Source organism: Microcoleus sp. Pol12B4, from assembly GCF_036701385.1.
GTDB lineage: Bacteria > Cyanobacteriota > Cyanobacteriia > Cyanobacteriales > Microcoleaceae > Microcoleus.
Window position 1 is genome coordinate 1 of the sequence record NZ_JAUBQR010000208.1, and the last position, 11829, is coordinate 11829.

The 11829-nt window shown below is 43.4% G+C and carries 9 protein-coding genes; 3 read left to right on the plus strand and 6 right to left on the minus strand.

The window, feature by feature from the left end; all coding sequences use genetic code 11:
• From QUA38_RS23095 to QUA38_RS23115, 5 genes are all read right to left on the minus strand, one after another.
• The coding region (locus tag QUA38_RS23095; RefSeq protein ID WP_333165973.1) for an AAA family ATPase at positions 1-1028 on the minus strand (1028 nt) is incomplete at its 3' end.
• A 45-nt stretch (positions 1029-1073) separates the two neighbouring features.
• Positions 1074-4895 (minus strand): cobaltochelatase subunit CobN, encoded by a 3822-nt coding sequence (gene cobN / locus QUA38_RS23100; protein WP_333165975.1) that lies wholly within the window; start codon positions 4893-4895, stop codon positions 1074-1076.
• A gap of 192 nt (positions 4896-5087) precedes the next feature.
• Entirely contained in the window at positions 5088-5948 is an 861-nt protein-coding gene (locus QUA38_RS23105; protein WP_333165977.1) for an EamA family transporter, read from the minus strand.
• Positions 5945-6682, minus strand: a complete 738-nt coding sequence (locus QUA38_RS23110; RefSeq protein WP_333165978.1) for an ABC transporter ATP-binding protein — start codon at positions 6680-6682, stop codon at positions 5945-5947. The genes QUA38_RS23105 and QUA38_RS23110 overlap by 4 nt, the downstream gene beginning before the upstream one ends.
• A 169-nt stretch (positions 6683-6851) precedes the next feature.
• On the minus strand, positions 6852-7664 hold the full coding sequence (locus QUA38_RS23115) for an ABC transporter ATP-binding protein (RefSeq protein WP_333165980.1): 813 nt from the start codon (positions 7662-7664) through the stop codon (positions 6852-6854).
• Positions 7665-7983: 319 nt separating this feature from the next.
• Between QUA38_RS23115 and QUA38_RS23120 the strand changes: the two genes are divergently transcribed.
• The 3 genes from QUA38_RS23120 to QUA38_RS29480 are packed head-to-tail and all read left to right on the plus strand — an operon-like array spanning position 7984 to position 9211.
• Positions 7984-8850: a HEAT repeat domain-containing protein gene (locus QUA38_RS23120; RefSeq protein WP_333165982.1), complete on the plus strand. Its 867-nt coding sequence runs from the start codon at positions 7984-7986 to the stop codon at positions 8848-8850.
• A gap of 24 nt (positions 8851-8874) precedes the next feature.
• Complete coding sequence (locus QUA38_RS23125; RefSeq protein WP_333165984.1) at positions 8875-9006, plus strand: hypothetical protein; 132 nt, start codon at positions 8875-8877, stop codon at positions 9004-9006.
• A 25-nt stretch (positions 9007-9031) separates the two neighbouring features.
• Positions 9032-9211 (plus strand): hypothetical protein, encoded by a 180-nt coding sequence (locus tag QUA38_RS29480; RefSeq protein ID WP_445305093.1) that lies wholly within the window; start codon positions 9032-9034, stop codon positions 9209-9211.
• 218 nt (positions 9212-9429) lie between these two features.
• On the opposite strand, the gene QUA38_RS23130 is transcribed toward QUA38_RS29480, so the two are convergent.
• Positions 9430-10353 carry a hypothetical protein gene (locus tag QUA38_RS23130; RefSeq protein ID WP_333165986.1) on the minus strand — a complete coding sequence of 308 codons (924 nt, stop codon included), beginning with the start codon at positions 10351-10353 and terminating at the stop codon, positions 9430-9432.
• Positions 10354-11829 lie beyond the last annotated feature (1476 nt).

The window sequence follows — 11829 nt, forward strand, 5'->3', positions numbered from 1 at the left end:
CGAAATAATTTCCCAACAGAACTATCTTCTGACTGTTCTAAGGCTTCTTGAAATGCGGCTATACAATCCCAACTGTGGGTAGTTGCAAAGACTTGAAGGTTCAATCGCTGTGCTGTTTCAAATATCAATCGCCACATATCAGTTTGGGTTTGATAGTAAAGACCTGTATCAATTTCATCAACCAACAAAAACCCATTTTCTGATGAGACTGCTACCATTGCTATACTAAGAATTCGTTGCATACCATCTCCCATACTGCCTAGAGGAATTGGGTGATTCTGTCCTCTCATTTTAATCAAAATACCACTGTTATTAGTGGGATTACTGGTAAAACTAATACGTTCTACATCTGGTTCTAAGATTTGCATTGCTGCTACTACGCTTTCTTCTTTTGGTGTCAGTGTAATAGCATCCCAAAGCCCAGCCATTTTGTTAAAAGTTATTGCCGTAGTTTTGATTAAATTATAATTATCTTTGCTGGCTCCAACCAGCGACAAAGAGTTATCATGTATCTCTGTTGATTGAACCGAAAGTAAACTACTAATATTAGCAATAGTCGCATCGCGCAGCACTGAAATTTTGACTCGGGAATTTTGATTGTAGTAAGCAATTAATTCCCATGCTAAAAATCTTGTTTCTAGTTCTTCAGCTACCGGAATTACCTCTTGTTGGTTTGTAGGGTTTGCTTGGATTTTGAGTGAGAGTTGTTCTTCTTTCTGGGATTGAATGTAAATACTTCGATCTGGGGTTAGTTGATGTCCGTAAAAAATATGTTCAAATTGATACTTGCTGCGGTTTACTGCTTGACCCGATGCAAGTTGAGTTTTTATGTTACTCATTTCGCCACGACCATTTAGTACATCAAACAAAGCTTGAATACTCTGTTGTTGGACTAATAAATAAATGGCTTCCAAAAAAGTAGTTTTACCACTATTATTCTGACCGACTATCAGATTAACCCTAGCTAGATCGTCGATATGAAAATCTCTAAAACAGCGATAATTTTGGATGGTGAGATCGCGCAACATGGATTCCTCTCATATTAACTATATTCTATCATTTCTCCGTTCACACTAAAAACCAGTATGGGATTCGATGACTGCTTCGACTTGCAGGGCGATCGACCTCAATTTATCCAATGTATCCTGCTTCGCACTCTGCCACAACCCCCGCTGGCGGGCTTCTAGCAATCTTTCCGCCATATCTCGCAGTGCCCAAGGATTGTTTTCTTGAATAAATGCCTGCACTTTATCATCAAAAATGTAAGCCTCTGCGATTCCTTCATACATAAAATCCTCTACACAATTTGCCGTAGCATCGTAAGCAAACAAAAAATCAACAGTTGCTGCAATTTCAAAAGCACCTTTATAACCGTGGCGCATCGCACCTTCTATCCATTTGGGATTCACAGCCCTGCTGCGATAAACCCGCGCAATTTCTTCTCGCAGTTGCCGCACTTTCGGATTTTCAGGAATCGAGTTGTCTCCGAAATAGGTTTCAGGATTTTTGCCTTGTAAATTGCGAATTGCGGCCGTCATTCCCCCTTGGAATTGATAATAATCGTCGGAGTCGAGGATGTCGTGTTCGCGGTTGTCTTGGTTTTGCAGAACTATTTGCATTTGGCCGAGGCGCTGTTCAAATGCTTCGGGTGCAGAACATCCCCATTCACTCTGTTTAACTCCTGCTACATCTCCCGGCAAATTTGAGGAACTAGAGGAGGTATAGGCGTAACTGCTCCAATTAATGTAAGCTTTTGCTAAATCGCTGTCGTCTGTCCAGTTTTGAGCTTCAATTATGCCTTGAAGTCCTGCGCCGTAAGCACCGGGTTTTGAGCCAAAGACTCGAAATTGCGATCGCCCTTGCGCCTCTTCCTGACTCAAACCTGTAGATTCCCAATACATAATCTCGGCTTTAACTTGTGCGGCTAAAGGGTTGTTTTCTGCCGATTCATCTAAATCTGCCACAGCTTTTACCGCACTGTCAAACAAATCAATTAAATTAAAAAAAGCATCGCGGAAAAAGCCAGAAATTCGCAAAGTAACATCAACGCGCGGCCGGCCCAAAACAGAAACTGGCAAGATTTCAAAATCTACAACCCGGCGCGAAGGGCCATCCCAAACTGGTTGAACTCCTATCAGCGCCAAGGCTTCGGCGATGTCGTCTCCCCCCGTCCGCATGGTGGATGTTCCCCACACTGACAAACCCAAAGTTTTCGGATATTCGCCGTTTTCTTGGGTGTATCTTTCGATTAAAGTTTCTGCAGCAACTCTGCCAACTCTCCAGGCGGTTTCTGTGGGAATTGCGCGGATATCTACGGAGTAAAAATTGCGACCTGTGGGCAATACATCTGGTCGGCCGCGAGTGGGTGCGCCGGATGCACCGCTTGGTATGTGCCGCCCATCTAGTCCGCGCAAAAGGTTGGTAATTTCTTGATTTGTTTGGAGGAGTGCAGGTAAAATATAGTTGTTTATCCAGTCTAATTCTTGTTTGGTTGCTTCTGCTATTTGGATATTTTTAACCGCAGATGTACGCGGATGTACGCGGATGTTTTCGATTAAGTTATCTACTAATTCTGCGGCTTTTTCTTCGAGTTCTGCTGTTAAATCGCCTGCGGTGCGGTGCTGAATTATCGAGGTTGGAGCGCAGGTTAAGGGGTCGAAATCGTAGCCTGAGTCTTCTGCTAGGGCGCGGGTTATGCCCGATCGCCCATTGGTGGGATGGCGGGCGATCGCAATTATCAAATCTCTCAACTGTCTACCTTCGGGACACTGACCGAAAATGTGCAATCCGTCGCGGATTTGGGATTCTTTGAGTTCGCAAAGATAGCCGTCTGTGCGGGTGATAAATTCTGTAAATTCCGATTTATTTAGTTGTATTCCTAAGTCTTTATCTAAGTTTTCTTTGTTGGTGAGGGCGAGAATGCGATCGCGAATCATCGGCAATCTGGACGGATCTAAACTTTGGGCTTCGCAATACTCATCAATTAAGGTTTCCAACTGCTGCAAAGGCCCGTACAGTTCGGCGCGAGTCATCGGCGGCGTCAGGTGGTCGATAATCACAGCTTGCGATCGTCTTTTTGCTTGGGAACCTTCCCCCGGATCGTTGACAATGAAGGGATAAAAATTCGGCATCGCGCCTAATGCCACTTCTGGATAACATTTGTTAGACAATGCTATACTTTTACCGGGAAGCCATTCTAAATTGCCGTGTTTTCCGGCATGAATTATAGCGTCAATTCCAAACTTTTCTCGCAGCCAGTAATAGTAAGCTAGATAATTGTGAGTGGGTTCTAAGTCTGGGGCGTGATAATTTAATGCGGGGTCAAGTTCGTATCCCCGCGATGGTTGAATTCCTACAAATACATTACCGAACTGAATCCCCGGAATCGGAAAAGACGTATTGTTAGTTATAAAATCTTGTGCATAGCTTCCTGGAACCCCCCATCTTTTACAAATTCCATCTTGCACTTCCTGCGGCAAAGTAGCAAAATATTCTTCATATTCGGTCAAATCCAAAGATTGATGAACAGGGCGCAATTCGCGTCCTTCCGGGTCATTTGTTACGCCAGAAGTCAGGAGTTCAATTAACTCGTTGCCGCTAGCGGGTAGGTTTTCAATTTGATACCCAGCTTCCTGCATAGCTTTGAGGATTTCGACACAGCTAGCGGGCGTATCTAAGCCGACACCGTTGGCTAAGCGGGCGTTGCGGGTGGGGTAATTTGCTAGAATTATGGCGATGCGTCTGTTGGCGGCTGGGGTTTGTTTCATTTTCACCCAATTCGCGGTTAAATCTGCTACAAATGAAATGCGATCGCCCGCTGCTACATAGCCTACTACATCTGTTTCTAATTCGCTGTTCCAAGTCTGTACGGCTTTAAAAGAAACAGCCCTAGTAATGATTTTTCCGTCTACTTCCGGCAATGCTACATTCATCGCCACATCGCGGGGCGAAAGTCCCTGAAGTTCCGTTTCCCACTGTTCCAAACCGCCACCGCTGAAAATTGCTTGCAATACGGGAACGTCTAAGGATTTTAAGCTGTTTTGTTCCGGTTCTTGACTGCTGAAACCGGAGACTGCAAAACTTGTGGTGTTTAGCAATAATTGAATGGGTTCTGATTCTTTTGGCTGGAAATATTCCAGTAATTCTATTTGCAAATCTGGTTCCCGCAGAGACGACACAAAGACGGGAACCGGTACTAAGTTTCGATCTGCTAGAGCTTGACAAAGTGCATCAATTGGTGCTAAGTTTCCTGATAAATAATGAGCACGATAAAATAAAATTCCGACTTTAGATTTAGAAGTAATGTCCCCGTGTCCGCAAGTTGGGGACGATTCAATTTGCTTTTTCCAATCATAAATTCCGAGGCGGGAAACTGTTTGAGGTAGGGGCGGATTATAAGCAGTTTTCAGGCAAGTATCGGCGGCAAATTTTAGTGCATTAACAAAGTTTTGGACTCCGCCTTCTGTGAAATAGCGCCACAGTTGATTGACTGCTGACAGCGATACATTGGAATGGCTGATTAAATCTGGATCTGGACTGTCTTCTCCCGGCATTACAATCAGTGATGCGTTAGTTTTTTGCACAGTTTCCCGCAGAATTTCTAACCCGTAAGACCAATAAGAACGCCCTCCTAAAAGTCTTAAGATTATGACCTCTGCGCTTTCTAAAACTTCCTCGGCATAAGTATCAATTGTTAGTTGTTGCTGCAACTGAAGCAGGTTTACTGCGCGCACTTTGGGAAATTTTGCCGGCATTTTGGAGGCGGCGGCTGCGAGAGTTTGAATGTCGGTGTCAGCAGCACTAATAAATACTATTGGTGCTGGGGTTTGCTGAATAAAAATTACTCCTTCTGCTTGAGGGTTCCAACCTCCGGGTGTGGCGGCTATTTTGTGCATTAATTTTTTTTATCTTAATAAATAGTGAGAGAAACTGCGATCGCCCTTACTATAACATGACTTATACATAAATAAAGGCTAGGGCGTGTTTGCCAACCCGGACATTCCCGCCCAACCGAGAGAGGGGGGACACGGGGGAACCGCCCCTACATTCGGGGGGAGAATGAGTGTCAAAGTCCCGGAAATCTCAACCTATAAACTGATAAATAAAACTCCCAAAATCATTATTCCCGCCCCTAATAATCTTTCTTGAATATCTTTTTCCTTAAAAATGAAATGACCGAACAATACACCCATTAACACGCTAGTACGCTTAATCGCGATCACTCGCACTACGAAAGTTAATGTCAAAGCTTGCATTTGAAAAATTATTCCAGTAGCATTGATAAACCCCATAGCAGCTAGCATTGGTAATTGTTTGAGAATTTGTCGCCCTGGATTTGGGGTTTTGTGCAATAAAACTGGCAGTAGCAAAACACTCATAGTACCAAACAAAGAGAATACCCAAAAAATAGGGTGGGAATTTGTAACTCCTATTTTGTCAAAATTTGCGGCAATACTCCATAGTAATGCGACGATTAACATCAATTTGGGTCCGGGTTCATCCAGCAGTGCTTTGAATGGGGCTAAATATCCTTTAGATTTCTCTTTGATATTTAATAAATAAGAGCCTGCTACGATTAGTAAAATGCCAATATAATCAAACAATTTGGGATATTCACCGACAATTAACGGTGAAGTTACCAACATGAATAATGGTGTCAAAGCTACCAGTGGTAGTGTCAGGGATAAATCTGATAATTTGATGGCTTTGATGTAGAGGAGGGCTGTGACAGCGTTGATGCTACCTCCGATTAATAGGGCGAGCCAAAATTGAGAGTTTAATGGCGGAATTCCTGTATATAATACCCAGGGAAGCAAACAGATGACTGAAAAAAATGAGAGAGACCAAGCGACGACATATTCGTCACTTTTTTTGAGGTTTTGTTTGCCAAAAACGTCTTTGACGGCTTCAAAGAAAGCGGTCAAAATTCCAAAAATTAACCAAGTCAACCTAAATATGCGCTCCTGACTCGCTCGTCGTTTAGCAAATCCGCTCCTATACCTGTGAGAGTAATATTACCAGCTTCTAGTACGTAACCCCGATCGGCAATTTGCAGTGCTAAACTGGCGTTTTGTTCGACTAAGAGGATTGTAACGCCCGTGGAGCGGAGGTTTTGAATAATTGCAAAAATTTCTTTGACGATCGCAGGTGCTAAGCCTAAACTAGGCTCGTCTAATAATAGCAGCTTCGGGCGACTCATCAGAGCGCGGGCGATCGCCAGCATTTGCTGTTCCCCGCCGCTGAGAGTTCCTGCTAGCTGGCGGCGCCTTTCTGCTAGGCGCGGAAATATCTCAAATTGGCGCTCTAAATCGGCTTTTACGGCCGCTGAGTCCGATCGAATATAGGCCCCCAATTCCAAGTTAGTCAACACCGTTTGCTGCGCCAAAACCCGCCGCCCTTCTGGACTGTGGGCGATTCCCAATTTCACAACTTCGTGAGCTTGGCGGCGGCTAATATCGCGCCCGCTATAAATAATTTGTCCTTGTCGCAAATTAACTATTTTAGAAATAGCTCTCAATGTGGTACTTTTGCCCGCACCGTTGGCGCCGATGAGACTTACAACCTCGCCTGCATTAATCATGAGATTAATATTTTGTATGGCTTGAATTCCCCCATAACTTACAGAAACATTTTTGAGTTCTAAGAGGATGTTTTGGGTTGTTTGGGGTGGGCTATGTTGCATTTTTTGTGACTTGATTTTTGATTACCAAAATGTCTCTTTTCCAGCAGTCCTCCAGGGTTTGAAACCTGGCTCATAGCTGAACTCCTCTTAAGAGGGATGGAAGATTCATTTAAGGCTAACTATTAATTTTACTCGTTCCCCGCCAGAGCCGGGTAAACATTTACAATTTCTACGTTTCATCTCCCAAATAAGCCTCAATCACCGCCGGGTCATTCCTCACAACAGCAGGTTCTCCCAAAGCAATAAGCTGACCGAAATGCAAGACGGCAATTCGATCGCACAATCCCATAACTAGCGGTACATGATGCTCGATCAATATTACAGTTAAATTGAATTGTTGGCGTACTTCTCGGATAAATTCGCTTAATTTGTGCTTTTCGCTGGGATTCATCCCTGCTGCAGGTTCATCTAACAAGAGTATTTGCGGTTCTAAGGCTAAAGCGCGGGCAATTTCTAAGCGCCTCTGGTCGCCGTAGGCCAAGTTTTTGGCTTGTTCGCCCGCGCGATCGCCCAATCCGACTAAATCCAACAATTCTAAGGCTTTTCGCTGGGTTTTGCGTTCCATTGCGTTAGATGCTGGCAAGCCGAAAATCCCCGCCAGCACCGATAAAACTGGATTGCCCGATCGGCTGTGGATGTGTCGGGCGATCGCCACATTTTCTAGGGCAGAAAGTTCCCCAAACAACCGGATATTTTGAAAAGTTCTGGCAATACCTTTATTAGCAATTTGATAAGGCTTCAATTGGGAAATATTTTCATTTTGATAAATCAGGTTGCCGCTAGAAGCAGGTATCAGTCCAGTTATTAGATTAAATAGAGTTGTCTTGCCCGCGCCGTTAGGGCCGATTAATCCAAAGATTTCGTGTTTTTCAACTGTAAAAGATACGTTGTTTACAGCAATTAAACCACCAAAACGACGAGTTAATCCTTTGGCTGCTAAAACAGGATTGCTTGTTGAGAGGGTAAGGGGTTCGGAAATCATAAACACATCATAGAACGAATATAAGATATCTATAGCAATCCTCGCATCATTTGTGAATTTCTTACTCCCGAGTGAGCGGGTTCGGGGAGGGTTGGGGTGGGGTAAAAAAATTACGACTCCTGCAAGGATTCCTATAATTATGCCTTAGACGGCGGAATGTTCTTAAAGTGGCGCTTTTTAAGCAGTATTTAGGGCGATCGATTTCACCACAGACAAGCACAAATTTAGATCGCCTGGAGTCCTGAAACATTTTGATGAGAATGTATACACAATTATTCAAATGGCTGAGACGGCTCATCAAATACAAGGATTCTGGCCCATGACGAAGCACTACCGACAAAGATTAGCTGCCGTAATTACCCTCTCGTTTCTATCTTTCACATCGTCTTTGGTGTTGACTCGCAATGCTGCGGCTGGAATTAAGGAGGAACCCACAGGTAATCCCAAACAGATTGCCTCCCTCACCGAGAAGTTAAAGAGTAACGATGAAACGGCACTTGATCCAGCTATTAAGCTGTTACGAAAAATAGGTGAACCAGCCATCCCTGATTGGATGGAAGCTTTGCAGGATCAGAATTTGTCAGTCGGCCAGAGTGCTGCTGAGGTTCTAAGACAAATCGGTCTTCCTGCTATTCCTGCCTTTGTCAAAACCTTGAAAGACTCAGATGTGCCGATTGGTGCAGAACCTAAAATTGCTGTGCCGCAGCTAATTCTCTTGCTGAAAGACTCCGATGCAACTGTGCGTAGCCGTGCTGACTATGCTTTGGGAAGGATGGGTGCAGAAGCTAAAACTGCTGTGCCACACCTAATTCTCTTGCTGAAAGACTCCGATGCAACTGTGCGTAGCCGTGCAGCCAATGCTTTGGCAAGGATGGGTGCAGAAGCTAAAACTGCACTGCCGCAGCTAATTCTGTTGCTGAAAGACTCCGATGCAAAGGTGCGTAGCCGTGCAGACTATGCTTTGGCAAGGATGCGTGCAGAAGCTAAAACTGCTGTGCCACAGCTAATTCCCCTGCTTCAAGACTCAGATGTAACAGTGCGTAGCAGTGCAGCCTCTGCTTTGGGAAGTTTCGGTGCAGAAGCTAAAACTGCACAGTCACAGCTAATTTCCCTGCTTAAAGACTCCCATGTAAATGTGCGTAGTAGTGCAGCCTCTGCTTTGAATAAAATCCGTGCAAAAGCTTAAACTGCACTGCCGCAGCTAATTCTTTTGCTTAAAGACTCCTATCCAAATGTGCCTAGTAGTGCAGCCTCTGCTTTGGGGATGATTGGTGCAGAAGCTAAAACTGTTGTGCCGCAGCTAGTGGGTGTTGACAAGGTGGAATTTAGAGTTAAATACTGACAGAATCGGCGCTGATTATAGCAATATGTACATTAGCCAACTCGACCCGGATCTTTGCCAACAAATCCGTGTGTTTGATGAACAATGTCAGGCTTTTACTTTGGTGAGGCCGGGAGTTGAGGGCGATCGGTGTTATTTAAAGAATGGTGTGCCGTCGCCAAATCTGAGAGAAGGCAGGATTTATAGTGTAAAACCAAGGCGTTAAAGAAAAACGAAAGCGGAATGTTCTTAAAGTTTCCCTGTTTAAGCTCAACTTCCCCGTGAGGGGAAGTTTAACTCAAGTTCCGAAGCGATTACAGAATTTCATCGACTAGAACACCACGGATGTAACCGTTCACGGGTTTTAAACCAAGAGTTGAGAAAATCGCAGAGTCCGATTAAGGTAAGCCAGTTAGATAATTCCTAAACAAATCCGGTTACAGGTTACTTCTGTGGACTTGGAATCTTGCTCAGAAATAATTCCTTAGTCCGAGAATTGCGATCGTACATATGTATAACAGGAACAAGGCGATCGTCAACCATCACTTTGTCATCCTGAATCTCCCAACATCTCTCATGATCTCCACACAGTGTGAGGACGGCACCACTCTTCAAATTATGTTTCACCGTTTGGTTACTGGGAAACTCATAGTTAATCACCTTATTGAACATTGCTTGATCGAGAGGTGTACGACGATGGCGTTGAACCTCCAACATCATTAATTCCATCAATTGCATCATGAGATGGTTTCCTCCTAATACTGTTCCTGAACAGAGTATAGCTTTTCCCAACATTTCTTCAAGAGTTTTTTTCCCATAAACAGCACTCAACCATTCACTATCTATATTTTCTTTAGTGGGCGCTCCAAAATAAATACCTGCTTCTTCAAAAACGTGAAGCATACTAGAGTCTAAGTCATCGAAGGGAGAAGCTTGGAAGACAACATCACGCACATCAGAAGTCATAACCATTCGATAACTGGAGTTAACCTTCAGAAATGTATGGTAAGTAATCCACCGACCGGCTTGTGGATGAATCCAATTGGCAACCGTACTCCTATAATCCTCCTCTAAGTAGGTACGGTTAGACCCTGAACTTAGTCTAATTAAAGCTTGCAGTCCCACCATCTTTGCGTGATAGATGAGATTTAGGATTTTTGAGCTAGTAACCCACTTCCACACATTTTCAATTGGTATAAGGGTGATATTTTTTTCTAGAGCTACCTTTGCGAACTCATCCCCTAAGGCATTAATAAACACAACAATATCAACTTTATCTGGATCACAATGCTGACGAGTTGATACAACGAACCTGTAGAAATCATCGAATTTACAGTTTGTTGCATAACCCATTATTAAGTCTTTCATTCTTTGTTACCTCAAAATCAGTAGATGTAAACAGTAAACATACTAACAGAATCTTAATTGAGTCCTGGTGTAGCCGTCTAAGCCTTGACCGAAAACGGCTTCTGTACTCACAAAAAAGTCGGCAGAGCCACAACTAATTGTGTGGCAGATATTGGGTGGCAGATGTGCAATAAATGACTCCACCTACCATACTACAAATACCTCATCTATGTCAACCTGTTGTTATTGCCAGTCGTCATCTTTTTTGGTCGCTCGAATTCGGGGCACCATCAAACTCAAAAATTTAAGCGATTGCACTTAAAAATGTTACCTGCATTACATAATAAAATACGTTATAGCTATTTAAAAAAAAATCAAACCGATTGTCAGAGCAAAATGAGAATATTTATTAAGAAAAGGTGTGGGCGATCATCGTTATTTACCAAAAATTTCCTGTGCAAAGGATAGGGACGTCCTGCCACAACAAATCACATCGCGTTATAATGTAAGAATTACCATACCGCCTGAATCTCTTTAACATTTCGCAGGGATAATTGTATAACAATGTACATAACAGATTCGCTCAACGCAAACAAAAGTGCTGCTGACGATGTACGCTCTACCAAGTGAAGGCTCGAATCTCCCCGGCTTGCCTGACGAATATCACCCTGGCAATCACAAAAGTTTTAAGATAGTTGCTTTCTCCGTAATTATCTAGCCGATCGCGTATTCTCTGTCAGCAATATAAATCTCTACTACGACTCCAATCCTCCCAATTGGTACAAAAGACCCGATTGGTATTTAGTTGTCGATGTTTTGAGAGTTTGCCGAGACAGAGACTGGGGCGAAATTTACGTCATTTGGTACAAAACAGTAAGTCGTTTAATCGCCATTTAATTTCTGTTACTAGGTAGGGAAGATGAAGATTTGAGCCTGACCGAATCGGAACCAAATCAACCGCCGACCAAGTTGCCTATTTACGAGATAATTTTGAAAATTCGTTATTAATTTGTTTTTAGCAAATACAACAACTAATTGAAAGTAGTTCGCTTAGTGGGCAACCTTTACCGCGAACACGTGTTAACACGTTCTCGATTATGGATACTGGAAATAAAGTTGAGTTTGGGCTTGTGGTAAGGTTCTTTCTTGCAACATCAGAGATTGTAGCTGCGCTGGTATGATGTTAAGGGCAATTTAGTTCTGACTCCAGAAGAATTTGCAAGACAGCGATCTCAATTGGAAACGCAGTGAGCCCAATTTGAAAGTCAGCGGGCAAATCCATTAGCCGATCGCCTCAGAGCAATGGGCATTAATCCAGAGGAGCTGTAAAATTAAATAGCACCATGAAATTGTGCAAGCTGCAATGGCTGTCGATAAAAACTTATTAACTAAAAATAACTTATGCCTGAATCTACCTCATTGCGCGATCGCTACCTAGCCCTAATCGACAAAATTGTCGAAATCACCCTCAAAGGTCAAATTCGCTCCAAAGAACAA

Bases quoted from the DNA above. Each gene is read 5' to 3' on its own strand.
- cobN (WP_333165975.1), bottom strand. From the start codon at position 4,895: ATGCACAAAATAGCCGCCACACCCGGAGGTTGGAACCCTCAAGCAGAA.
- QUA38_RS23110 (WP_333165978.1), bottom strand. From the start codon at position 6,682: ATGCAACATAGCCCACCCCAAACAACCCAAAACATCCTCTTAGAACTC.
- QUA38_RS23115 (WP_333165980.1), bottom strand. From the start codon at position 7,664: ATGATTTCCGAACCCCTTACCCTCTCAACAAGCAATCCTGTTTTAGCA.
- QUA38_RS23120 (WP_333165982.1), top strand. From the start codon at position 7,984: ATGACGAAGCACTACCGACAAAGATTAGCTGCCGTAATTACCCTCTCG.
- QUA38_RS29480 (WP_445305093.1), top strand. From the start codon at position 9,032: ATGTACATTAGCCAACTCGACCCGGATCTTTGCCAACAAATCCGTGTG.
- QUA38_RS23130 (WP_333165986.1), bottom strand. From the start codon at position 10,353: ATGAAAGACTTAATAATGGGTTATGCAACAAACTGTAAATTCGATGAT.